Here is a 25,973-nt window from a genome sequence, read left to right as displayed (position 1 = left end):
CATACACAGCCATTCATTTCAATTATATGTTAGAATAAGTCCATGAGAAAAAAAGAACTTGCTTTATTAGTAATTGAACGATTAGAAAAGGAATATCCATATAGCGATTGCACACTGGATTACGATGATGCATGGAAGCTTCTGGTGTCGGTACGTCTTGCAGCCCAATGCACAGATGCAAGGGTCAATGAAATAGTACCTCACCTATACGAAAAGTTTCCTACAATTGATTCGTTAGCAAATGCTGATGTAAAAGATGTGGAAGAAATTGTTCGTCCATGTGGCCTGGGTAAATCAAAGGCAAAGGATATCGTTGCTTGCATGAAAATGCTTCGAGACGTGTATGATTCAAAGGTTCCTGACACTATGGAAGAGCTTTTAGCACTACCTGGAGTTGGTAGAAAATCTGCAAATCTCATTTTGGGTGATGTATTCGGCAAACCAGCAATAGTTACTGACACCCATGCAATTAGATTATCTAACAGAATTGGCCTTGTTGATAATGAGAAGGATCCTACTAAGGTAGAGATGGCTCTCAGAAAGATAGTTCCAGCAGAATCCGGTAACGATTTGTGTCATAGGCTTGTTGATCACGGCCGTGCTGTTTGTACTGCCAGAACAGCTCCTTACTGTGATAGATGTTGTCTGGAAGATATTTGTAAAAAACGTATATAAAATAAAGAAGCTTTGCTACAAAACTGTAACAAAGCTTCTTTTTTTATAATTGAATAGTATATTGTTTTTCAACTGATGTATATCCTCTGTTATCTGCAACCTTAATCCAAACAACATAGGTTCCTGAAACATTAGGATTGTAATTTCCATTTATCTGAATTGAATAGTTCCAATTATCAACTTCTGTACCATCGCTGTATCTCGCACCGATAAACTGCTTAAGAGCCTCAGCATCCATCCCAACATATCCGTGAATAATTCCATCACCTGAATCCTGCTTCAAGTACTGTGTAGGAACAAGGTTCATCCATGGATTATATGCTGCCTCTTCTGTTGGATCATAGCCAATGAGGCCTGCATTTACATCAAGCTTAACAGCTGCTGGTCTTCCAAGTGGCCCTGGATTTGTAGCATCATCGTAAACAATTACAGGTGTGCCAGCCTTACAGTTGTCATAAATCCACTTTAAATCACCAACTGCCATACGAACACAGCCCTGAGATGCGCCCTGTCCTAGCATATTAAACTGAGTACCTCTGAGAGAGTTAACTGTAGGTGCAGCATATGGAACTGAATGGAAAAGGATATGTCCGTTAAATCTGATAGCATAACGACCATAACTATTTCCAAAAAGCTCTCTCCACTCGTAGTAATTTGATGTAGTAAAAGAACCTGTTGGTGTATCTTCAATATTTGCTCCAACTGAGCATAAATAAGCCTTTACTGGTATTGTGTACTGTCCCTGTGCGTCAAGAGACATTACAGTAACAACATTAGCTACACGATTTACATATAAAGCATATGGGGTAGCAGCTTTTGCTTCAATAGAAGTGCTTCTGATACTAAAGAATAAAGATAAAACTAGTGTGATTGCGATAAAACTTTTTTTGTGTCTGAAAAACATATATAACCTCTCTAAAAAAACATACTTGAGGATTATATGAAGTTTTCAAAAACAAATCAAGCATAAATATTATTTTTTATGAAATTTTTGAATATTGGAAAAATTTATAACAAAAAGATGCCTATAAAATGTGAAAGAGACGCCAGCGGAGCGTCTCTTTCAAAAGGGAGAATAATGTTATGAAAAAATTGTATCTCTCTCGAGATGAGTATATATTAACTGAAAATTTTGTTCAAGTCGTGTAAAAGTTGTGAATTGTCTGTGAATTCTCAAATCTTACTGAATACTCTCTACCTTAATTGTATTTGTGTTACCTACGTTACCATCGATAGGGCCACCTGTAAGAACTACGCGGTCTCCGCTCTTAAGGTTAAGCATCTGCTTAGCACGGCCAACTGCATGATAGAACATAACATCAAGTGATGTGAACTTATCAACGAGAACTGGTGTAACACCCCAGCTAAGTGCAAGCTTTCTCCAAACCTTTTTGTCTGTAGTCATAGCGATAACATCTACTGGACAACGGAAACGGCTAACACGCTTTGCTGTGTAACCAGACATTGTGCAAGCAACGATAGCCTTTGCCTCAACATCGATAGCCATTGAACATGTAGAGTGGCAAACAGCGTCTGGAATAGAAGCGATTGCGATGTCATCCTTGTGGAAACGACCATTGTAGTTGATATCGTTCTCTGTAGTCTCTGCGATTTCTGCCATTGTAGCAACAGCCTGTACTGGGAACTTACCCTGAGCTGACTCGCCTGAAAGCATGATTGCAGATGTTCCATCGTATACAGCGTTAGCAACGTCAGAGATTTCAGCACGTGTAGGACGTGGATTTGTAATCATAGACTCAAGCATCTCTGTAGCTGTAACAACTCTCTTACCAAGCTCACGAGCTCTTGTGATAAGCTGCTTCTGAACTGCTGGAAGATTTACAAATGGGATTTCAACACCAAGGTCACCACGAGCAACCATGATACCATTAGCAATTTCAAGAATCTCATCTACGTTGTCAACACCTGGCTGATTCTCGATCTTAGCGATAACTTCAACATCCTTACCACCATTCTCATCAAGGAATGTTCTAAGCTCGATCATATCCTGCTTTGTTGAAACGAATGATGCAGCGATGAAATCGATGTCATTCTCAAGACCGAAAAGGATATCCTTCTTGTCCTGTTCTGAAAGGTATGGGCCTGACATAACCTTGTTAGGGAAGCTCATTGACTTCTTGTTGCTCATAGTACCGCCGGCTGTACACTTTGTAATAACATCGTGGCCTTTGATTTCTGTAACTTCGAAGAATACGATACCGTTGCAAACTGAAAGTACGTCACCTACGTTAAGATCCTTGTGAAGGTTCTTGTGAGTAACTGATACTCTAGTCTGATCACCTTCTACATCGTCAGTAGTGAAGATGAATGTGTCACCTTCGTTAACTGTAACTGATCCATCCTTAAATGTTTTAATACGATACTCTGGTCCCTTTGTATCAAGCAAGATAGCGATTGGCATGTTAAGCTTTTTGCGGACTTTCTTAACTAAATCCATCTTCATGCCCTGCTCCTCATGATCACCATGAGAGAAATTCATTCTTGCTACGTTCATTCCGGCCTTAGCCATAGCTGTAAGAGTCTCCTCATTCATGCTGGCTGGTCCGATTGTACAAATAATCTTTGTCTTTCTCATTCTACAAAACTCCTCTATTTAGACTAAAACTTAGTTAACCTAAAAAATAAAAAAATCCTATCTATAATAGCATTAATTAAATTTTAAGTAAACATTTATCCTAATCATTTCTTATTATATATTAAAAAAAGTGTCCTGTGAAACTAATAATCACAGAACACTGTTTTTTAACTATTTGTTCATATTTTATGCCATGAGCATACGGAACATGTCAATTACCTGCTCCTTTGTAGCCTCACGAGGGTTTCCAGGGTAGCAAGCATCATTAAGAGCATCTGTTGCAAGCTGGTCTAAATCCTCTTCCTTGATCTTATCAAGAGTCTTTGGAATACCAACATCCTCAGAAAGCTTCTTAACAGCTGCGATAGCTGCATCACGGTACTCATCCTGTGTCATGTTATCAACGCCTTCTACTCCCATAGCTCTAGCAACCTCGCGAAGTCTCTCCCCAGTATACTCGCGATTGAATTCCATAGAAATTGGAAGGAACATAGCACATGCTACGCCGTGTGGTGTGTCATAGTGTGCTGAAAGTGTGTGAGCCATTGCATGATCAATACCAAGACCAACGTTTGAGAAGCCCATACCTGCAATGTACTGGCCAAGTGCCATGCCCTCACGGCCTTCCTTTTTGTTTTCAACAGCATCGCGAAGATTCTTTGAAATAAGACGAATAGCCTCGAGATGGAACATATCTGTCATCTCCCAAGCTGCTTTTGTTGTATATCCTTCAATTGCATGTGTAAGAGCATCCATACCTGTAGCTGCAGTAAGTCCCTTTGGCATTGATGACATCATCTCTGGGTCAACAACTGCAACGATTGGCATATCATTTGTATCTACACATACAAACTTTCTTTCCTTTTCAACGTCAGTAATAACGTAATTGATTGTAACCTCTGCTGCTGTACCTGCTGTTGTTGGGACTGCGATAATAGGTACGCATGGGTTCTTTGTAGGTGCAACACCTTCAAGTGAACGAACATCTGCAAACTCTGGGTTTGTAATGATGATACCAATTGCCTTTGATGTGTCCATAGATGATCCGCCACCGATAGCAACAATACAATCTGCACCAGAAGTCTTAAATGCTTCTACACCATTCTTTACATTTTCGATTGTTGGATTTGGTTTAATATCTGAGTATACGCCATAAGGAATACCTGCTTTATCAAGTAAATCTGTAACCTTAGCTGTAACTCCAAATTTAATAAGATCTGGATCTGAAGCAACAAATGCTTTCTTGAAGCCATGAGCCTTAATCTCATTTACTACTTCCTGGATTGCACCAGCACCATGATAAGATGTTGGATTTAAAGAAATTCTGTTAGCCATAACAATACACTCCTTTTTTGTAACAAACATTGTGTTAAAAAAATAACACACCCTACGATTGATATTTTATCATCATAGGGTGTGTCAATATAAGTTACAGATATACGTATGTGTAACATTTTCATAAAATTCACAAATCGCTAAAATAAAGGCTTTCTAAACCAAATCAATCTCTTTGAATAGCTTGTGTAACATATCTGGCATTGCATCTATCATCAAATCAGCCAGCTCTCCCTCAGACTCTTTCATACCCTTCATAAGCCACTGAACGGTCATGTAAATAGAAGCCTGACAATACATCTCAAGAAGCTTTCTCATATGCTTATCCAGATTCTCACCAGTCTTCTCTCTTATCAAATCACAGTAGAACTCGTAAATCATGATAAAGTCATGATCCTTGAGATTATTCTGGTCGTCCCCTTTAAAGCCTGCTGTAAAGAAAAGCCTTTCCTGCTTTATGTATGCAAACTTTTTAATAAGGCCTTCGCGAATGGTTTCACCCTGGCCCATTTCTTTAAAAGACTGTTCCAACAGCCTGTCAAAGTACCAGTTTATCAGGTCGTATTTGTCGATAAAGTTGCGATAAAAGCTTTGTCTCGAAACTCCACATACATCAACTATCTGTTTGACTGTGATGTTTTCCACTGATGTGTTTTTCATGCAGGTTTTCATAGCTTCTGCCAGCTTATACTTGATGTCTGATTTCATAATAAAACCTCCCGCAATCATTCTAAATGACTAAGGGAGGTTTTACAATTATATATGTACTTATGCCAATAGCTTTCGAAACTCCTTTAGCCCTGCCACTTCACCTGCCGCCACCATTTGGGCACCGATATTGCCAAGGGCTGTGGCCTCTGAAGGACCTGCAACAACTGTTTTTCCTGTAGTTTCTGCTGTGAGCTTATTCAAATATCCAGCCTTTGAGCCACCGCCAACTACATTGATAATATTAAAATATTTGCCTGTAATCTTTTCTACCTCGTAGCAGGCCATCTTATAGCAGACAGCCAGAGACTGATATATGACCTTTGCCAGCTCTCCTGGTGTTTCAGGAACCTTTTGTCCTTGATGTTTGCAGTAATCCTTTACTGCATCAATCATGGAAGCTGGCGCCAAGAAAACTTCATCATTAGCATCCACTATAGAATCTATATCTGCTGCCTCTGCCATTTCACAAAGCTCAGCAAAAGAGTACTCCTGTCCTGATGCAATCAGCTCATTTCTTACGGACTGAATCATCCAAAGTCCCATGATGTTTTTAAGGAAACGGAATCTACCATCATATCCACCTTCATTTGTGAAATTGGCTTCCATAGCTTCCTTTGTGCAGATAGCTTGCATATTTTCGCTACCTAAAAGTGACCATGTACCAGAAGAAATATATAGTACATTGTCAGATGTGTTAGGAACTGCAAATACAGCTGAAGCAGTGTCGTGAGTAGGTGGAAGCACAACTTTGCAGTCGAATCCCACTTCTGCCTTTACTGAATCTGAAAATGCGCCAATGCATGCGCCTGGCTGCTTAATCTCTTCGAATAAATCCTTATTAAAGCCTAGCATCTCAATAAGTTCATAGTCCCAGCTCTTAGATTCTGGATTGAGGAGCTGTGTTGTAGAGCAATTGGTATACTCATTTGACTTAACGCCTGTCAGCAGATAGTGCAGATAATCTGGAACCATCAAGAAGCTATTGGCATTCTCAAGATAGCCCGCCTTTTTATCTGCCATAAGCTGATATATGGTATTGAAAATAGCCTTTTGAATTCCAGTGCGCTCATATAGCTTATCCTCAGGAATGATTTTATAAACCTCTTCGTCCATTCCAGCTGTTCTGCTATCGCGATATCCAAAGCATGGTCGAACCACATTATCATTTTCATCTAAAAGAACATAGTCCACTGCCCATGTATCAATACCCATTGAGGTTGGGATTTTTCCAAGCTCCTTGCATTTCTTTAAGCCTATAATTATCTGTCTAAAAAGCTCATCAATATCCCATCTCTTATGACCATCCACCTCAATCATTCCATTGGAAAATCGATGGATTTCCTCTAAAATCACCTTGCCATCTTCAAGATGGGCAAGCATATGCCTGCCCGAAGATGCCCCAATATCTACCGCTAAATAGTAATTTACCATTATCTTTCTCCAATAATATCGCTCTTCTTCTCGTATAAGCATTCTTCATTAATCTGAACGCCAAATGGTGCATTTAATGCTCTAAACTCATCTGGCTGAATTGTCTGGCGCTTTTTGTTTGTCATAGAAAGAACCTTTACAAGAACCTCTGCAGCCTTTTCTACAGTGTGCATAAGGCCGAATGCAATATCAAAATCAGTGCCGCATACAAACATTCCGTGATGAGCCCAAACAGCTACATCCTTTGTTGCCATGATTTCAGATGTTGCAACTGCAATATCTCTTCCGCCTGGAACCATCCATGGTACTACGCCGATTCCCTGAGAGAATACGATTGGGCACTCTGTAGCCATCTCCCAGATTTCTCTTGTGAAGATTTCATCCTCAAGTGGAAGAACATATGTAAGAGCAATAACATTTGTTGGATGGCAATGATATACAACACGAATTTCAGCATCTCTCTTCTTGCAAACCTCAAGGTTCATAAGGTGTGATGGAAGTTCTGATGTTGGTCTGCCACCATTTACGAATCCCCATACGATTCTGTATTTACTACCAGTCTCATCTACTTCAATGATTCCGATAGAATCAGTTGGATCAATAATTACATTTCTAAAATACTTTCCAGAACCTGTAACAAGGAAATACTCTCCTGCTAAATCCTTAACTTCTGTTCCGATTTCTCTCCAATCTCCTGCTACAAACTCTTCCTTTACGCTGTCTACTTCCTCAGGCTTAATTCTATATGAAAGGTTTCCGCCATTGCGCTCATGCCAGCCCTGCTCCCAGCCGTCATTTGCCATTCTCATAAAACCTTCTACAAACTTTGCTTCTAATACTTTCATTTCTATTTCTCCTTTATCTAACTACTACTTCAACTGGTACGTTAAATACCTTTGCAACTTTTTTGATTGTTTCAATATGGTGACCAACTGCTGCACCAAAATGATGTGTAGGACCAGTCTCGCTCCATCTGGTTACAAACTCTGCAGCGCTGCAGCTGAATCTTGTACGCATCATTGTGTCACCGTTCTGAAGAATCTTTCCTTCTTCGTTGACACCCTCAGCAACTACGAACTTGAAGTGACCTTCGCCATCCTGTGTGATACCAAGGTAAGTGATAGGTCCTGTAGGTGGATAGAACTGTGTAAGATACCCGCCGCCTGTCTTACCATGGAACACATCCATCATCTTCATAGTTGGCTTCTTAGCCTGTGAGATTGCTGCATCTCCAGATCCTGAATGTCCAATAAGAGTTACGTCATCGTTGAAATCGATGGTGTACATTTCTGCCAGCTGACCTGTACCAGAGATAGTCTTCAAAATGCTCATTGCCATAGCAACCTTCATATCTCCTTCAACAGCACAAGCAGTTCCCTGCTTTATCAACATAGAGAAGGCCGGAATGAGAAGGCTGTCCACCTTTCCAGCAATTCCCTTAGCAAATCCATCATAGTGAGATGCTACGAGACCAAGCTGCTCATCCTTAACCCACTGTTCAAAGGCAACAACGTACTTTGCCATCTCCCAGACTTTATCTACATCTCCACCACCGACAATATCGAATGTATTTAAGATGTCCTCAGCCTTTGCTTTAATAACGGTCTCGTCTGTAATATCATCTGCGATAGCCCAAATCTTTTCCCAGTCAAACTGCTTTGTGTAAAGCCCCATTCTTCTGTAAAGATTTGACTCATCGATATATAAATCCATCATGCCTGGATATGGTCTTCCAATCTGGGCAATATTTGTATCTCTGAATCTGCGACGGCAATTTGCTGCAAGACACCACTCATTTATTTCTTTTGCGACATTTTCATCGCCACCTTCTACAACACCTGTGATTACAGCGCTGCGCTTACCATAGCGATTAAGATCTGCCACCATTTCACCAACTGCACCGCAAGCATAGGCCTCTCCAAGCCACTCTGCTGTACCAGCTGTATCATAATCAAGTGCCTTAAGCTTCTGTATATTCACAAGCACTACAGGAACATCTAAATCCTTTACTGCTGGAAGCATGTTGTAGCTTGTAGCATAAGTTAGAAGCTGCATGAAAACTAAATCTACATCTGCTGCTCTAAACTTATCTCCTGCGGCCTGTGACTGCTCCTTTGTTGTAACCACACCGCCATCGATTATTTCTACAGTATCCGGAATTGACTTTTTAAAATCCTCAAACTGCTTTTCAAATTCTGGTACCAACGATGGAAACTGTGGTAAATATGCGCCAAGGGCGATAGAAAACACACCCACTCTTGCTTTTGTTTCTACTAACATCTTAACCCTCCTAGAACTTTATTTGCTCTTTATTTAAGCCTATAATATAATGATTTTATCAATGTAACTAGAACAGCAGATTATATGTTATGGGACCTTATTTGACATTATGAGAAATGATATTTATGAACTTCTAAACCGAATAACAGACGAGGAGAAAATGATTCTTGAAGGGGATACCAGCATTAGAAAAGAGCTGTATACCTCTGAGGATGAATTTGTTGTAGATTCAGGAAAGCTTCTGGCACAAGGAAAGCTAATCGACATTCGACCTCACACCAGATTTGCATATTTCCCTACACATAGACACAACTATATAGAAATGGTTTGTATGCTAAAGGGACAACTGACAACTCATTTTGTGGATGGCGAAACTTTAACTTTACATGAGGGTGATATATTACTTTTGAACAGACACGCAAGACATGATATAGAGCCATGTGGCAAAGATGATATTGCGATTAACTTTATTATTCTTCCTGAATTCTTTTCCCGTACGCAGGTTTTCTATGATAGAAATGATATTTTGAGAGATTTTATCGTAGCATCCCTTTCAGAAAGAAAAAATTATAATGACTATCTTCTATATCATGCCAAGGGCATACTACCTGTTGAAAATTTATTAGAGAACTTAATTTGGACCCTCACCTATCACAAAAATGATATGAACACTATCGCCATGTCCACAATGGATTTGCTTCTGATGAATCTTTGTACTCTCTCATCAGATACTTTGACTGATATGAGCCGTGGCAGTAACTCAATCACAATTCAAGCCCTTGAATACATTGATACCCATTTTGACAATGGCACACTGGATGAACTGGCTCAGCTAACAGGGTATTCAACCGCATATCTTAGCAGAATTTTGAAAAAAAATACCGGCCTGAATTTCAAGCAGCTTCTTCAGCAGCGTCGCCTTCAGGAAGCTGCATACTTATTAGAAAACACTACTCTTACAACAGAAAAAATCATAAAAAAAATTGGCTACGAAAACTCTGCATATTTCTACAGAATCTTCGAAGCCAAATATGGTCTATCGCCTAAAGAATATAGAATTAGATCAGGGCGATAAGACAGATTTTTTTAACCTATTATAATTCACAAATATAGCTTCCTTGAACTATTACCTCTTCACCATTAGGCTTTATCAATTTTCCAGATAAACCATCAGGCAAATTTACACTATAAAGACATTTATCACCCTCATATTGCCAGCCTACTTTTATGACTCCTTTTTCAGATTTATAAGAGACCTTCGCGAATTGTAACTTTTTACTTGGTAGTGGCTTTAATACTAGTTCATCAAATGTGTATCGTAGACCACAAACACCCTCTATCAACCATTCACAAATTGCTCCATAGCTGTAATGGTTTTGAGATGCTTTTCCATCCCATGTTTCCCAAACGGTTGTAGCGCCTTGATTTACCTCATATAGCCAACTTGGTTTTGTTTCCTGCAAAAGTAGCTTGTAAGCAGTTTCTACATAACCGTTATCGGCAAGCACTTTGCATAAAAAAGGTGTCGATAAAAAGCCTGTATTTAAATGAAAATCCATCTTTTCAACTAAGGCATTTAGTTTTTTAGCATTGGCACTTATGTCCTTCTCTTCTAAAAGGCCAAATGCAATCGGCCTTACATAATCCTTTTGGCGGTCTGACACAATAATACCATTTGAAATAAAACGGTGCTGATATGCTTTTTTTGCTCCTTGGCTTATCTTCAAAAATTCTTTTGCATCTTCATGCTTTCCAATGATATCCGCCATTTCAGCTAAGAGCCTCGCAGAGTAGCTTAAATAAGCAGTTGCGACTCCACTCTTACCTTTCATATCTACTCCACTTGCAAATTCTATATCTGGTTCAGCCCATTCTCCATAATCAAGTCCTGATGTAACATCATAAAAACTGTCTAAACTGCCGCTAAGAAGTTTTTTTATACAGCCTTTTTTAGCTCTTTTTCTGAGAAACATGAGCCACTTTTTCATTGCCTCATAGTTTTCACGAATAATCGACTGCTCACCATATCTCTTATACAAAGTGTGTGTAACAATAATAATTGCATCTCCCCATCCAGCAGATGCAGATAAAAGCTTTCCAAAGAAACTTTCCTCATTGTTTCTTGGTACGATATTTCTAACAGCTCCAGATTTATATTGATTTGCTCTGCAACTTGCCAGCCATTTTTCATAAATTCGTCTACAATCCATTAAATATAGACCAGTATTCACGAAAATCCCTGCGTCACCAGTCCAACCTGCTCTTTCTCTAGTCGGACAATCCGTTGGTATATCGCAGAAATTTCCTTTCATGCTCCACATTGCATTTTTGAACAAAGTATTGAGCTTTTCATTGCTTGACTCAAAGCTTGCTGTTTCTTCCATATCTGAATATACAGCTATTGCCTCAAATTCTGCGTCCTCTAACGAAATATCTGTTTCTATCAAGCAATATCTGAATCCAAAGATAGAAAAATGAGGCTTGTAAGTATTTTTGCCATCATGAGCTGTATACTCAATTCTTTGAAAAATACCACCTTCTTTGTGTCGTTCTCCAGGTTGAAAATTTTCAATAGTAAACTCACCATTTTCATCTAGAGTTTCACCATGAGTCAATATGATTTTTTGACCAGACTTTGCATTAAATGTCATCTGAACATATCCTGCAATATTTTGACCAAAATCTATGACCGTTTTTCCAGATGGAGTTTTTATTTGCTTTCCCTTAAATCTTTCCTTCTCAACAATATGAGGATTATCAGTAAATATTAGATTGTTAAAGGAATAGTTCTTCTCGTACACATGTGATTTGTTTTCTTGTACGGTTTTAGAACAATCAATTACTTCTCCCTGACACATATCAGCAGACACAATTTCAGAATGAGGATAAGTCTCCCATGTATTATCAGTCTTCACAATAATAGTATCTTCCGAAGAAATCCATGCCAAAAGCCCTATATGGGTTCCAAAAAGATTTCTTGCGCCAGTAACACCTGCTGCACTTCGATACCAACCATCTCCAAGCAATACTTTTATTGTGTTATTACCCTTTCTCAAAAGACCTGAAACGTTATACCTTTGAACATATAGTTCCTTTTCATATTCAGATGTGCCTGGAGCAAAAACAAAGTCTCCTACTCTATGATTATTAATGTATGCCTCATAGCATCCATGGGCTGTGATAAATAGTTCCTCGTTACCATTTATAGTTTTTACATCAAAAGACTTTTCTACCCACTTTGGTCTTTGTCTTTTTTCTGTATCAATTTCCTTTTCTGGTTCTATCCAACGTACTAAGTTCGATTTTAGTATTCCGCTAATGTTCATTAGAATAATTCTCCTGCAAAAATGCTATACTTTTCTCCAAAGATTCAATGGGATTATTGTTGACCCAATTTCTATGGCTCTCAAGAATAATTGCATCAACATTTTTTATACAGTCCAACCCAAGAATCCTTTTTAATGGCATATTACCATGCCCTAACTCTATTGAATCTGATTTAAGAATTGGAGTAATTGGAACTTTTTTTAATCTTGTCCCTCTATCGTTAATGTGATAAAGAACCAATCGCTCACCCAGTTGTTCCATCAATGGAATAAAATCAACACCAGCTTCTGCAGGCCAATATGAATCAAATTCTACCTTAACCAAATCAGGATCCGTCTCCTTAAGTATGATTTCATATGCCGTATATTTATTATCAACCTTCAAAAATTCCACATTATGGTTGTGATATAGTAATTGCAAATCTGATTCATGTAGTCTCGCGCCTACTTTGTCCAATCTTTTTGCTAAAGACTTTACATCATCATAATTACCATAATCAAATCTGTACATTCCAGTTATTACTATTTTGTTTGTGTCTAATTCTCTCGCCTTTGAAATAACTTCATCAATTCTATTTTCCAAACTTCCTAAATCGGCATGAAGACTAGTAGCTTTAAGTCTACTTTCCTTTAGCATATCGGGCCAATATATATTGGCCCCCTTACCAACCGGCATACCTGCCATTTTTGTAAGTAATCGAACTATAAATGGTGTACTCTCAATCATAAATAGATTCAATTCTATTCCATCGTAACCAACCTGTTTTATTCGTTTCAAAGTACTTAACGTTGTCTTCTCATCTTTACATGCAGATCCAATCATTATCTGTTGCACAGCTAAATTATTCATTACTCTTATTTCACTTTCGCTTTCTGTTCTGCTATCTTTTCCTGAATCCTTACCATTTCTTCTTTAGATATAGGAGAAAGCTTCATTGCAAATAGATTACAAATCCAACCAATAAATGGTAGTCCAATATATATGAATATTGTCATATTTTTAATTGCAAGACTTGGTGTATCTGTTGGCTGTGGCATTGTAGATGTATAACCGATTAACGCTATTAGCGAAGTTGCCAAAACTGCTCCAAGTGATGAAAGAATTCTATCAAAAAAGTTATATGTTCCTGTAACAACTGCAGGCATATATTTTCCTGAACGAGCCATTTCATAATCAATTACATCGCCGCTCATAGAAGATGTGGCTGTTGTTACACACATCTTTGCACCATTAACTAATAATGTAATCACAAAAAATATTGCAGTAGGGAGTATTTCAACAGTCACTTTTCTCATATCCACAATATACATAAATGCTGCCAATAATATGGAAAACGCCATACAAATTCCTGTCCAAAAATAAAGAGCTTCTTTGCTACCATGTTTACCTGCATATCTTGCTCCAAAAATTGCAAAAGCAATAGATGGCAACATCGCAACTACATTCAATATTGTTGATAATTGCATATTTCCAATTAAAATACCAAATAGCATTGTTGTAATAATAGATTGACTAGCAGTCTGCTGTGCAAGCTTATCTGTAGCTCCTGCTACAATGTACATCTGCAAAGCCTTGTTTGATTTCAACAGCTTTATCATATCTTTTACTTTTACCTTTTCGCTTGCGCCCTGGCTATCTGTTCCAAAGTTTTCTGGCTTATCAGCCTCTGATATACCAATACAAGCAAGTATCGTAAATACGAATGATATAACAATTGTCACTGTCGCACATGCCGCAAGCATCTCTACTGTATATTCATTATTGTATCTAGGGAGTAAAACAACAGTAAAAAATACAGTCATTATCATTGGTGCGAAATAATTATATACCGTTCCCCACACACCAACGATTGGTCTTTGGTTTGGATCATTTGTCATAACAGGTCCAGCTATCATACCTGCAACATTGTTCATTGTGTATCCCACAATGTAAACTAAATACATCATTGTAAACAAAACAATTCCATGGCCTTTTCCTGAGCACCATATATAGAGCATAAAGATTGCCAAACTTTCTAGACCCCAACCTGCCAGCAAGAATAAACGAATTTTTCCATATTTTGTCATAGTCTTATCTATTAACATTGCTATAAACGGATTAATGAATCCATCAAATATTCTTGTCGCTGTCAACAAAAAGCCAACAAGTGCAGTTGCAATTCCATAACCAACATTGGCCACATAACTTGCATATGTTAAGAGCATGTAAAAACACATTGCTCCACCTGAATTTATTGTTGTAAGTGCTATTTGCCAGTTTTTTGCTTTTCTATAAATATTGTTTTCTATATTTGTTGTTATATTCGATGTCATAATAAACCTCTCTATGCTTCAATAAAGCTACCAAGTACTTTTAGGCTGTTTTTCGGTGTTCTTTCCATTGTATTTCTGTCAACAGAGATTAATCCAAATGTCATTGAAAATCCCTTCTGCCATTCGAAATTATCTAGTAATGACCAGGCAAAATAGCCCTTTAATTTAATGCCCTCGGTAATGCAATCATTAAGTCCTGTCAATGCTTCTTTTATAAACTCACATCTTCTTTCATCATCCGATGTTGCTATTCCATTTTCAGTAACGATAATAGCGCCTTTGAATTCTTCAGCACATCTTCTAACAACATTTACAATTCCCATTGGATAGTCTTCATATCCCATCTGAGTTTTTGGTCCTGTTTCTAGTGTTGAGTTTGCTCCATTAGCATCAAATATCTTTCTTGTATAACACTGAACTCCAAGGAAATCGTCCTTTTCAATATATGGAAGATAGTGTGTGAATTCATCATCCCATGCTTTCTTTGCGTTCTCTTCACCACCATCTACACATTGGATGTCATGAAGAGAAAGAGTCAATCCAACCTGTATACTAGGATCAACTGATTTAATTGCATTTCGTGCAGCATTATGGGCTTTCATTACAAGCAAATCTCCTTCTTCACTAGCTTGTGAAACGAAATTTGCTACCTTTCTAGGATCATCTATATTAAATGCTTTTGCTGTTTCCATCATAGACATCATCATCTGTGATTGATTCTGAGAAAGATTTACTCCAACCTGTACTGAGCCTTCCTGATTTTGAATTTCTGACTGCTTAGACATTCTTTCCGTAATATCCTTAATTAAAAAGGCCATCTGAAGACGCATATTTGCTTCATTAATTGTGCATACATATTTAACTTTACCTGCAACATGTTCTGTTACATATTTGGCATATCTTTCAAAATATCTAACCACATCTGGCGATTCCCAGCCACCCTTAGTTATTAGCCATGCTGGTGACGAGAAATGATGATAGGTAACTACCGGTTCAATTCCGTTTGCAAGACAGTAGTCAATCACCTTAATATAGTGCTCCATTTCCTTTTCATTCCACTGACCTTCTACAGGCTCAATCCTTGCCCATTCAATGGAAAATCTATATGCATTAAGCCCTGATTGCTTTAACAAGTCGATATCTTCTTCATATCTGTTGTAATGATCTACGGCTAATCCAGATTTTTCTACAAAAACAGAATGTTCAAGATTCTCCATAATCCAATAATCGCTACCTACATTGTTTCCTTCTACCTGATGAGCCGCTGTTGCTGCACCTAACATAAAATCTTTGTTAAATAACATAAATACCTGTCCCCCTTTTGTATTATGGGTTAATTATATTTGACAGCGGGATATACAAATAATAAAATTGTACATATTTTATTAAATTAGTACACTGAACAGGAAGAATACAAATGTCCCACAGATTACAGTTATTAGAATCATTGCAATCTACCATCAATATTCCATTTTGCATATACAATACTCACACCGAAATCTCTTATTCCATTCCAGACATACCTATGCCTAGTTTGATGAAATATGTAGTCTCAAGATTTAATAATGAAGGACACGATATAAATACCCCACTAATTATCATTGAAGAACCATCTATTTTTATTGCCATTTCAAAGCTATCCGATTATAGTTTTTTAATTCTTGGTCCCTGTTTGCCTCAAGAGCATAGTGATGAATTTATAAATCACTTTTTCTTTGGAAAGCCATATAGCAAGGACAAGGAAGCAATTAAGCTAAACATAAAACAAAGCAAGCTTATTTCCATAGAAGAATTAAAAAATGCACTTTGTTTAGCTTACTTTATAAACACTGCCAAAGAGCTGGATAAATCTAATATTTTAGTTGATGAAATAATTGCATCGAATGAGCCTTTACAAAATCTCCAATCTCTTCTAGAAGTTAATAATCTTGATACCGAGGATAAGAATTACAGTAGCCCTGAATCCATTAATAACGACTTATACTCTTACTTCGCCATGGATGGAATTCCAGTCATTGAGGACTTATTTAAAAAGTTTTCAGAACCAAATCAGTATTCCTTTACGAAAATGTCCTTGGATCACGATCGCCAAACAAAATATGTTTTTATGGTAGTCGCCAACAAGATTTGTCAGGAAGCAATCCGTAGTGGTGTTGGAGAAGATGCTGTAAATGTGATTGCTGAAATAATATGTCAGAGAGTTGACTCAGCGCCAACTTATTTTGATGTGAGACCTTATTATGTAGAGCTTATTGCCGCCATCTCAGAAGTTGTAAATAACCATGCCACAGTTGAGAAAGGTTATTCACCTATGATTTCCAATTGTGTGTCTTATATAAATTCTCATGTGCAAAAAAAATTAAACTTATCTATACTGGCAGACATATGTAATGTTTCCGAACGTTGGCTTTCGAAATGCTTTCGAAAAGAGGTCGGTGTATCTATCCCTGATTACATCAATAGTATAAAACTACAGAGAAGTACCCAATTACTGCTTTATTCAAATGCAACAATAGAAGAAATATCGGATTTTTTTAGCTTCGCGAATCAAAGCTATTACACGAAATTATTTAAAGAAAAATATTCCTGCACCCCTTTTGAGTACAGGAATAATAAAAACATAGATAGTTAAATATCCTACAGACTATACACTTATACTAGATTGATAATCTCTCTAAAGCTATTTATTTTATACTCAGCCTTGTCATAACTGCTAGCACTGCCTATTCCTATGCTGTGAAATCCACCAGCTACTGCTGCGTCAATTCCAGCTTCAGCATCTTCAACAACAAAACAATATTCATTCCTTAATTGAAGAATACCGGCAGCCTTAATGAAAACCTCTGGATTAGGCTTTGACTGAGAAATTATTGTTCCATCAGATATTCCGTCAAAGAAATCCAAAAGGCCAATGCGACTTAAAATCAGCTTAGTGTTTTGGGATGATGAACCAATAGCAAGCTTTAAACCTTTTGCTCTAAGTGCATTTAAAGTATCTAATACCTCTGACGATACATCCCTTTCTGTCATTGATGACAAAAGCTCTTTATATAAATCATTTTTCTTTGTCATCATCTCAAGCTTTTCTTCGTCTGAATACTGCTTGTCAGCTTTCTCCAGAATTATCTCCAGGCTGGCAGCTCTAGAAACACCACGAAGTCTTTCATTTATTTTTCTATCAAAATAAATCCCCTCATGGTCAGCCATTTTCTTCCAGGCCTGATAATGATATTCATCAGTGCTGCAAATAACACCATCTAAATCGAATATAATTCCCTTGATTTCCATTTTATATATAGTCCTTTCCACATAGTGGGTCTACCGGGCTGATTCCCTTGAAGCTTGAGCGGCCCATAAGTTTATCAATACAAGAAGTAACAAATTCCTCATTGCCACTATAAGTATTGATATATGTTTTCATCATTGGTGCATCAAACAGATGATATGGGTATGCTGTAGAAACCATAAGCATAGGAATTTCGCTGGCATGCCATGGAGCGTCATCTCCCAGTCCAAACAATACGTTCCAGTTTAGTCTGAGTGTTGTATTATTTGATGCATTCTCCATATTGCATACATACAGATATAAATCATAATCAGCCTTCATATCTGCAACGCTTCTGTACATTTCATTCATAAGAGCCTGCTTTTCTGGAGTCATTCTGCTTGGATCTGCAAAATCCATTACAGAAACTCGAATGCGTCTGTCTCTAACCTTGACTTCAAAGCCCTCTGCTTCAAGCTTTTCCTTCCACATCTTTACAAAATCGCTATTCGGATCATCATTTCTATCGATAACATTCAAATAAATTCGCTTATATCTTTTTGCAGAAAGCGGAAGTAAACTTGCTTCATCTCTGACAAGTGTGATGGCCTTATCTGCAACTTCCTTTGCCATCCTTCTATGCTCCTCACAACCTACTACAGCCAAAGCATCTTTGCCTGGCACAAGAGTTCCTTCTGCCTGCTTTTTGTGAAGCCCTAAAGAAGCCTTTGTAGCAAGTATTCTAAGAACTGCTTCGTCTAATCTTTCTTCCTTAAGGATTCCATTTTTCACACCATCCATAAGGAATCCATAATCCTCTTCTAAGCTCTTATTGAAAAGAATCATGTCGCATCCATTTTGGATGGCAGTAGGAATTGCAAGTTCTCTCTTCATAGCAGCTGTAAATCCAACCATAGGTGTGGCATCTGTAGAAATCAAGCCATTAAATCCTAGCTGCTGTCTAAGCAATTTGGTAAGTAATTCATAAGACAATGATGCAGGAAGTAACTGTTTTTCTCTTGAAGCACCATTATCGTATTTACGAACATAGGCAGGGCAAGCTATATGGCCAACCATAACTGTCTTAGCCCCCTTATCAATAAGTGACTTATATACATATCCAAAGGTCTCATCCCATTCCTCTACAGAAAGGCTATTGATGCTTGTAAGAATATGTTGATCTCGCTCATCGATACCATCTCCTGGAAAATGTTTGATGGCAACTGCCACATTATTCTCATCAGCACCATCCATATATCTGCTGGCAAAGTCAACCACCATCTGTGGATTGTCTCCAAATGTTCTTACATTTGTAATTGGATTATGAAACTCCTTGTTAATATCAACGATTGGTGCAAAAGACCAATTCATACCAAGAGCTGCACCTTCTTTGCAGGCAACATATCCCATTTTGTAGCCATATTCGCTATCTGCTGTTGCAGCTACTGCCATAGGCTTTCCAAAGGATGTTCCCTCAAAAGCCAAACCATCTCCTCCTGCCTCAGTATTGGCAGCAAGGAGAAGTGGCACCTTTGCGATTGATTGAATTTTTCTGTGAGTATTCTGTATCTCCTCGGCTCTGCCACTTCGATACATCATCCCCCCTACCTTTATATCTCCTACAATGTGATTGAGAACTCCATCATCACTGCTGAATCCCATTGGACAGAATACCTGTCCACACTTATCCTCAAGCGACATCTCGCTAAAGGTAGATTCAACCCACTTTACAGCCTCATCATCTAAATAAAAGGGATTTCCCTTAAAATCTATCTTTGACATTTATAACCTCGTTAATTACAAAAATATTTTCTTAAGAAATATGTAGGACCACAGCTCCATGCGTGGCAATAGCTATTTACTATTGTTCCACCATAAGGAGACTCATTTGGATTCTTAGGATTGTATAATTCCCAGAATGTATCTGCCCCTTCCTTAAGCATTCCACCCCAGTGTTCTTCCATTTCCTTCAAAGCCTGATCCTTTTCACCAATCATAATCAAAGCTTCTACAAAGTTATGGAACATGTATGGGGTAACCATTGTTAGAGCGCTTTCTTCCTGGCGCAAACGCTCAATAAGCTTAACAGCGCCATTTCCTTCTACAGCTCCACCAAGAATCATCCATACCTGAGATGCATAGGATACCTGTCGGTCTGCACCAGAAACATATAGCTTCTTTTCCTCATCAAATAAAAAGCTATTAGCTGCTGATTTTAATTTGAGATAATCCTGGGCATACTCTTCTTCTGCCATTACATCTCCTGTAATCTGAGCAAGCTCAATTGCTGCCTCCAAAGCATAAAGGAATATTCCCTGAGCACTAGCCTGCTTGTTAAGCATGAGGTTCCAATCTACAAAGCACCAACCTAGCTTGTCGGAATCCCTTACAACATAGTTTTCATCAAGATTTTCTTTTGCCAGCTCAATTTGTCTTTTACATACATGCCACAAATCATTTACAGCCTGTACATCATCTGTCTGCTTGTAATAATCTAATAATGTGTTAATAAAGAACAAAGAGTAATCAAACATGAAAGTGTCATCCACTTCTGGCTCTGGTTCAAGGAATATGCAAGCTCCCACTCTATCCTCATTGTTTGTAAGAGCGCCAAAAAGATACAGACACTCCTTTACTAAATCGTAATTACGATATGTCTCATAATTAGCCAAGGCTTGCATTCTTAAATCACCAATCCAAAGACGTCTATCTCTCTTTGGTCCATCTTCAAAAACCAGCTGCATACAATCATGAAGAGTTTTGATAGCAACTCTATCAAGATCCTTGTGTAACTGATTATCAGAATTAAGTGGAACAAGCTTAGAATCGTCAGCTGAAGATTCGCTAGTGCACACCACATTGTCCAAATAAAGCTTGAATTTATCACTTATATCTAAAACTTCAATTTTTACATATCTAAATGAATATCTTCTTTCTAGTGATACTCTTGATGGAATAACATCTACGTGAATTTGCTCTTCCTCAATCCATGAGGCACTTATCCATCCTTTATATTCAGCAGGATTCTCATATAACTCGATTTCTCTTTCTGCAAAATGAATTTTGAGAAAAGCAGGTGCATCAGCATGCGAACCAACAGATTTCAAATCGAAAGCTAATCTTCCCACCTGATGGTCACCAAAATCAATTATTATGCTATCTCCCTTTGAAAGATACTGAGTCTCAGTCATATTTATAGGACTTACATCCTTATAAATCAGCTTTGGCAATAAACCTAAAGCTGTCTTCAATAATTTTTCATTTCTCATCTTTTAAATATTCTCTTTATCACGTTAATATTGTTTAAATAAATCAAAAATACCACTAGAAGTACGGCATTTATAATTGATTGCATGGAAGCTGTTACTTGATTTGAAAAAACAGCAAATGTGGAATTCAAGAGTGACATACAAACTGCTGCAAGCAAAAATCCCATTTTTTCATTGCAGTACTGGCTGATATATCCACCAATAAACATTGGAAGAAATGCTGTAAACATGATTGCAATACTTCCGAAGTTTAGCTGTCCACCATTGATTGTTGTGTTTCTTGCAGCATTTAAGAAGCCTACAAGTCCCATTAATGCTCCGCATATTCCATAGCAGATCAGCGCATTTTTCACTTCGTTAATACCAGTGTTTATTGAAACCTTCTGTCCACTTTTCAGAGCTGCGTAATCATATCCGAATGTTGTCTTTTCAAATACAACAACCATAAATATGAGCACCACAAGAATGATAATAAATGCATAAACCCAAGTATTAGCAAAAGCGGACATAGATGAATTCTGTACCTCTTTCATAAGGTATTTTCCACCTGTGATTGTGTACATGATTCCCTCGTAAATAAGAGTCACACCAAGTGATGTGATAATAGGTGGTAAACGCAGTGCAACGTAGATAGCTCCTGAGAGTAATCCCAATAAGCATCCCACAGCTACTGTTACAATAAGCATCATCACTGCAGAGCCCTTTCCACCAGCAAGAGCTGAATATGTTATTTCAGCTCCAATTACTGATGAAAGTGCTGCCATTGAACCAAGCGAAAAATCAAATCGTCCACTATTTAGATTTATAGAAAGAGCCATTGTTGTAATCATGACAATTGCTGTGTAAACAACAAAATTATCAAAACTCTTTGCATTTGTAATAATATTTTGTCCCTGTGTAAGGCAAAGTCCCTCAAGTATTGCTGCTACTAAAACGGGTATTGCCAATGAATGTATTATCTTCTTAAGGGTGCTCATAATTGCCTCCAAAAAACTATTTTGACTCTACGAGAGCCTTTACATCATCATAAGTAACTGCATCACCGATGATTGTATCAAGTGATTCTTTATCAAAAATTGGTGTATCTCCGTTATCTGTTACATAATATTCGTTGAACGAATCAACATCTGTTGCTACAAGGTATCCCTGGCTTAATGAAACTGCATTTCCATCATTGTCACGGATTACATTTCCATTTACTGCATTCATAACAAGTGCAAATACAGGTCCAATTGATGAAGAATACTTACCAGCAAGATATGTAAGTGTTCCATTTGTCATAGAATCCAAATTCATTTCTGTAAATGAATCAATATCAGCGAACTGAATATCATTCTGAGCTAATGTCTGAGCAAAGAATGTTGTAGCCATACCAACTGATAAGAAAGCTTCTGGAGCCTTCTGGATTGCTGCATTAAGCTCATCTGTAGTTGTATCACCATATCCCTGAAGGTAAGCAACTACCTCTACATCACCTTCAATCTTTGATGGGTCAACAGCCTGATCTCCAAAAATCTGACCAATCATGCCGTTCATATCATCTGTTCCACCGTATGTATCACCAAGTCCTGCAATGATTCCTGCTGCACGATATACATGCATTGGATTTGGAATGAATGCGCCGTAAATAGCAACTGTGCTGATACCCTGCTCCTTGTAGTACTCGCCCATAGCCTTTCCAGCTTCAAACTCTGTTTCGTTTGATGGTCCAATCTGACCTACAAAATGCTCATAACCCTTGTACTGTTCGTACTGCTCATCATCAAGAACACCAGATGCAATTGCATAATAAACACCATATTCTTCACATGTCTCAATCTGCTGTGCTCTATCTGAGCTTGAAAGAGAAATGATTGCGTCATATCCCTTAGATGCAAATTTCTCAATTGCAGCCTTCTCATCTTCTGCACTTTCAAGAGCATCTGTATATTCGAAAGTTACGTCATAGTTGTTCTGAATATACTCTTCATAATAGTTTCTGAAACCGAGAGCTTCCTCACCACTTACATCAGCTACGAGAACACCAATTTTAACCCCGTCCTTTGATGCAGATGCTGTGTCCTTAGAATTACCGCATCCTGCCAAAACGCCAACGCTCATTACACCAACAAGTGCTAAGCTAATGAGTTTTGCAAATCTTTTTTTCATCTTCAAATCCCTCCATAATTAACCATTATTTTTAACTGCCAAAGCAGTTGGTACCTTTATCTTGGCAATGCCTGACTACGGTAGTTCATACTTGTTATGTATACAACTGCCATAAAGAATAAAGCAGATATCACCTGAGTAATTCCATATGCCGCGCTACTATCAATAACAATTTCCAAAATGTCATTCAGTAGCATGTAGGAAAATCCACCAACCAAGGCTGCATAGATTTTTGAACGAGGGCCACCTGAAATAGGCATTCCTCCAAATACGATTGCTATAAAAATATTCATTCCAATGCTTGATGCTGTTTGTGTTGTAACTGATGGTGTATAGGTAAGAGTAAGAAATGCCCCGAGACCTACACCAATTCCTGCCATCGTAAATGCGATAATTGTATACTTGTTTGCTTTAATTCCTGTAAGTGAAGCACATAGTGGATTACCACCTATAAACTTCATTCTTCTACCAGTTTTTGTTAACTGGAAAACGTAGAAACAAGCTGCAAAATATATAATTAAGAGCATTGCTTTAAATCCGATTCCTGAATAAGGCTTTACAACACTTGAAGGAATACTGATTCCACCGAGAGCACCACCATCTGTTGTAATAATCTGAGATGCTATTGCCGACAAAACTGACATCATAGCAACAGTTGTTACGAATGCAGGTATGTTAAATACTGATGCCAAAACTGAATTAAACAGTGAGCAGGCAATACCTGTTGCAAACAAAACAAGAATCATAAGTGCAAGGCTTTCTGTCTTGTTGTAAACAGTAACACCAAGAGTCGCTGCAAAAAGAGTAGATGCACCAAGGCTGATATCAAATGTTCCTAAGGTGTAAATAAAAATTGCTCCTGTTGCTACAACCGCGAGAACTACCGCCTCGTTGAAAACGATTTGTAAATACATATCAAGCCTATAGCCGTATGTTTGAATAACTCCGCAAAAGATAAAAAACAAAGCAATCAGCGCTACCAATGGCAATGTAGCTATAAGCATTTGAGTATTTTTGAATTTCTTAAGTTTACTCACAGCGTACCTCCTATATCATGTAGCCAATAACGTCTGCTTCAGACAAATCTTTGCTACGATTGAATTCTTTTGTTATTTCTCCGTCCTTCATAATCAGGACTCTATCGCTCATTCCCAACAATTCTGGAAGCTCTTCACTTATCATAAGAATTGCTTTTCCCTGTTTTTTAAGCTTTATCATCAGCTGGTACATAGCCTGTTTTACGCCGATGTCAACGCCACGTGTTGGACAATCTAGAATGAGAATTTCACTGTCGCATCCAATCCATTTTCCAAAAACAACCTTCTGCTTGTTTCCACCGGATAACTGGCTTACCTGCTGATTCATGTCACTACACTTTATGGAAAGATCATTAACCTGTTTCTGTACATAATCCTTCTCATTCTTTTCTGTAATCATGCCAGCGTTATTTTTGAAAATATTCATTCCTGCAATAGCGATGTTGTCTTTGATGCTGGCTTCCAAACAAAGGGACTTTGTATCTCTGTCCTTTGATACATATCCAATCTTTTGAGATACAGCATTATGACAGCTTTTGATTTCCTTGCCAGATTCTGTAATCACCTGTCCACCATCAAGTTCCAATGCTCCGAAAAGAGCTTCCCCTAAATAGTGCATTCCACATGTTGAAAGGCCTCCGATTCCAACTATCTCGCCTTTGTGAAGACTGATGTTAACATTCTTTAATTTGTCGCCGTAATTGATATTCTTGCCTTCTAATGCAACCTCTTCCTGAGAAGTAGCTTCGAAGTCAGTTCTGTAATAATCCCCCTGAAGCTCACGTCCAATCATGCTTGTTCGGATTAAATCGTCATCGAATTCTTCTTTTTCAAATGTTCTAATCAACTTACCATCGCGAAGCACTGTCAATGTATCGCAAACAGTAGTGATTTCTTCTAAATCATGGGAAATAAAAATAACTGATTTATTCTCGCTTTTAAGTCTTTTGATAAGTCCATACATCAATGTTCTTCCATCATGCGACAATGCTGTACTAGTCTCATCTATTACTAAAATGTCAGGCTTTTTCATCATGACTTTCGCAATTTCAACAAGCTTTCTTTCCTGGAAATCAAGACTTCCCATTAAGTCACTAGCCTTTACATTTTTGATTCCAATTTCCTGTAAAACCTTATTAGCTTCTTCATAAAGTTTTTTCTTATCAACAAGTCCAAACTTATTTTTAAAAAGCTTTAACTCTGCTAAGAAAATGTTTTCCGCTACAGTTATTCCGGCAATAGTACCACTTTCCTGAACAACCATACCGATTCCACCCGTTAAGGCATCTATCATGCTCTCTGGATTCCACTCTTTGTTCTTGAAAATCATCTGGCCCTCATTTGCCTTCTGCATACCAGCAGCTATAGAGGATATAGTTGATTTTCCCGAACCGTTTTCTCCAATAAGACCTCTTATCTCACCTGGATAAACTGTAAGTGAAACATCATCAAGGGCTACAACGCTACCAAACCTTTTTGAAATATTTTTCATTTCAAGTATTGGTTCACTCATACTCATCAACACCTTTCTCCTTACTTAACTTGCAGGTTGATTATAGATTCATTTTTGCCCTTCGATAATTAACA

At 37.9% G+C, this 25,973-nt stretch carries 21 protein-coding genes; 3 read left to right on the top strand and 18 right to left on the bottom strand.

Features of this window, described 5'->3' with window-relative positions:
* Positions 1 to 42 precede the first annotated feature (42 nt).
* On the top strand, positions 43 to 675 hold the full coding sequence (locus tag BM102_RS02110; RefSeq protein ID WP_090478470.1) for an endonuclease III domain-containing protein: 633 nt from the start codon (positions 43 to 45) through the stop codon (positions 673 to 675).
* A 43-nt stretch (positions 676 to 718) separates the two neighbouring features.
* Here the strand turns inward: BM102_RS02110 and BM102_RS02105 are convergent, their stop codons facing one another.
* The 7 genes from BM102_RS02105 to BM102_RS02075 form a co-directional block, all read right to left on the bottom strand.
* The gene (locus BM102_RS02105) at positions 719 to 1,579 is read right to left on the bottom strand and encodes a L,D-transpeptidase (protein ID WP_090478468.1); all 861 of its coding nucleotides are present in this window, start codon (positions 1,577 to 1,579) and stop codon (positions 719 to 721) included.
* Between the two features lie 276 nt (positions 1,580 to 1,855).
* Positions 1,856 to 3,271 (bottom strand): pyruvate kinase, encoded by a 1,416-nt coding sequence (gene pyk, locus BM102_RS02100; RefSeq protein ID WP_033151523.1) that lies wholly within the window; start codon positions 3,269 to 3,271, stop codon positions 1,856 to 1,858.
* Between the two features lie 186 nt (positions 3,272 to 3,457).
* On the bottom strand, positions 3,458 to 4,606 hold the full coding sequence (gene fucO, locus BM102_RS02095) for a lactaldehyde reductase (RefSeq protein ID WP_090478466.1): 1,149 nt from the start codon (positions 4,604 to 4,606) through the stop codon (positions 3,458 to 3,460).
* Positions 4,607 to 4,762: 156 nt separating this feature from the next.
* Positions 4,763 to 5,314 carry a TetR/AcrR family transcriptional regulator gene (locus BM102_RS02090; RefSeq protein ID WP_090478464.1) on the bottom strand — a complete coding sequence of 184 codons (552 nt, stop codon included), beginning with the start codon at positions 5,312 to 5,314 and terminating at the stop codon, positions 4,763 to 4,765.
* 60 nt (positions 5,315 to 5,374) lie between these two features.
* Positions 5,375 to 6,748, bottom strand: a complete 1,374-nt coding sequence (gene rhaB / locus BM102_RS02085; RefSeq protein ID WP_090478462.1) for a rhamnulokinase — start codon at positions 6,746 to 6,748, stop codon at positions 5,375 to 5,377.
* A complete protein-coding gene (gene rhaD / locus BM102_RS02080) occupies positions 6,748 to 7,593 on the bottom strand; it encodes a rhamnulose-1-phosphate aldolase (protein ID WP_090478459.1) in 846 nt (281 codons plus the stop codon). Before rhaD ends, rhaB begins: the two co-directional genes overlap by 1 nt.
* Before the next feature lie 13 nt (positions 7,594 to 7,606).
* Entirely contained in the window at positions 7,607 to 9,028 is a 1,422-nt protein-coding gene (locus tag BM102_RS02075) for an arabinose isomerase (protein WP_090478457.1), read from the bottom strand.
* Positions 9,029 to 9,188: 160 nt separating this feature from the next.
* Between BM102_RS02075 and BM102_RS02070 the strand changes: the two genes are divergently transcribed.
* Positions 9,189 to 10,103 (top strand): AraC family transcriptional regulator, encoded by a 915-nt coding sequence (locus BM102_RS02070; RefSeq protein WP_242942891.1) that lies wholly within the window; start codon positions 9,189 to 9,191, stop codon positions 10,101 to 10,103.
* 19 nt (positions 10,104 to 10,122) lie between these two features.
* Here the strand turns inward: BM102_RS02070 and BM102_RS02065 are convergent, their stop codons facing one another.
* Genes BM102_RS02065 through BM102_RS02050 form a run of 4 tightly spaced genes read right to left on the bottom strand, consistent with a single transcriptional unit; the run spans position 10,123 to position 15,971 of the window.
* The gene (locus BM102_RS02065) at positions 10,123 to 12,354 is read right to left on the bottom strand and encodes a family 78 glycoside hydrolase catalytic domain (protein ID WP_090478452.1); all 2,232 of its coding nucleotides are present in this window, start codon (positions 12,352 to 12,354) and stop codon (positions 10,123 to 10,125) included.
* Positions 12,344 to 13,204, bottom strand: coding sequence for a sugar phosphate isomerase/epimerase family protein (locus BM102_RS02060; RefSeq protein WP_090478449.1), 861 nt, complete (start codon positions 13,202 to 13,204; stop codon positions 12,344 to 12,346). The genes BM102_RS02065 and BM102_RS02060 overlap by 11 nt, the downstream gene beginning before the upstream one ends.
* Positions 13,205 to 13,209: 5 nt before the next feature.
* Complete coding sequence (locus tag BM102_RS02055) at positions 13,210 to 14,667, bottom strand: MFS transporter (protein ID WP_074790245.1); 1,458 nt, start codon at positions 14,665 to 14,667, stop codon at positions 13,210 to 13,212.
* Between the two features lie 11 nt (positions 14,668 to 14,678).
* Positions 14,679 to 15,971: a glycoside hydrolase family 1 protein gene (locus BM102_RS02050; RefSeq protein WP_090478447.1), complete on the bottom strand. Its 1,293-nt coding sequence runs from the start codon at positions 15,969 to 15,971 to the stop codon at positions 14,679 to 14,681.
* Positions 15,972 to 16,084: 113 nt separating this feature from the next.
* Here BM102_RS02050 and BM102_RS02045 point away from each other — a divergent pair, with 113 nt between their 5' ends.
* A complete protein-coding gene (locus tag BM102_RS02045) occupies positions 16,085 to 17,299 on the top strand; it encodes a helix-turn-helix transcriptional regulator (RefSeq protein ID WP_090478444.1) in 1,215 nt (404 codons plus the stop codon).
* Between the two features lie 20 nt (positions 17,300 to 17,319).
* Here BM102_RS02045 and pgmB read toward each other — a convergent pair whose 3' ends face one another.
* The 7 genes from pgmB to BM102_RS02010 are packed head-to-tail and all read right to left on the bottom strand — an operon-like array spanning position 17,320 to position 25,905.
* Entirely contained in the window at positions 17,320 to 17,955 is a 636-nt protein-coding gene (pgmB, locus tag BM102_RS02040; protein WP_090478443.1) for a beta-phosphoglucomutase, read from the bottom strand.
* A gap of 1 nt (position 17,956) precedes the next feature.
* Positions 17,957 to 19,714 (bottom strand): glycoside hydrolase family 3 protein, encoded by a 1,758-nt coding sequence (locus BM102_RS02035; RefSeq protein WP_090478440.1) that lies wholly within the window; start codon positions 19,712 to 19,714, stop codon positions 17,957 to 17,959.
* Between the two features lie 11 nt (positions 19,715 to 19,725).
* Positions 19,726 to 21,201 carry an alpha-L-rhamnosidase-related protein gene (locus BM102_RS02030; protein WP_090478435.1) on the bottom strand — a complete coding sequence of 492 codons (1,476 nt, stop codon included), beginning with the start codon at positions 21,199 to 21,201 and terminating at the stop codon, positions 19,726 to 19,728.
* A complete protein-coding gene (locus BM102_RS02025) occupies positions 21,198 to 22,178 on the bottom strand; it encodes an ABC transporter permease (RefSeq protein WP_090478431.1) in 981 nt (326 codons plus the stop codon). Before BM102_RS02025 ends, BM102_RS02030 begins: the two co-directional genes overlap by 4 nt.
* A gap of 16 nt (positions 22,179 to 22,194) precedes the next feature.
* Positions 22,195 to 23,349, bottom strand: a complete 1,155-nt coding sequence (locus tag BM102_RS02020; protein WP_090478428.1) for a type 1 periplasmic-binding domain-containing protein — start codon at positions 23,347 to 23,349, stop codon at positions 22,195 to 22,197.
* A 56-nt stretch (positions 23,350 to 23,405) separates the two neighbouring features.
* The gene (locus BM102_RS02015) at positions 23,406 to 24,386 is read right to left on the bottom strand and encodes an ABC transporter permease (RefSeq protein WP_242942890.1); all 981 of its coding nucleotides are present in this window, start codon (positions 24,384 to 24,386) and stop codon (positions 23,406 to 23,408) included.
* Positions 24,387 to 24,396: 10 nt separating this feature from the next.
* Positions 24,397 to 25,905 carry a sugar ABC transporter ATP-binding protein gene (locus BM102_RS02010; RefSeq protein ID WP_090478426.1) on the bottom strand — a complete coding sequence of 503 codons (1,509 nt, stop codon included), beginning with the start codon at positions 25,903 to 25,905 and terminating at the stop codon, positions 24,397 to 24,399.
* Positions 25,906 to 25,973 lie beyond the last annotated feature (68 nt).

The sequence above is a fragment of the Pseudobutyrivibrio sp. JW11 genome, from assembly GCF_900115355.1.
Classification (GTDB): Bacteria; Bacillota; Clostridia; order Lachnospirales; family Lachnospiraceae; genus Pseudobutyrivibrio; species Pseudobutyrivibrio ruminis.
This window is presented reverse-complemented; position numbering and strand designations above follow the sequence as displayed.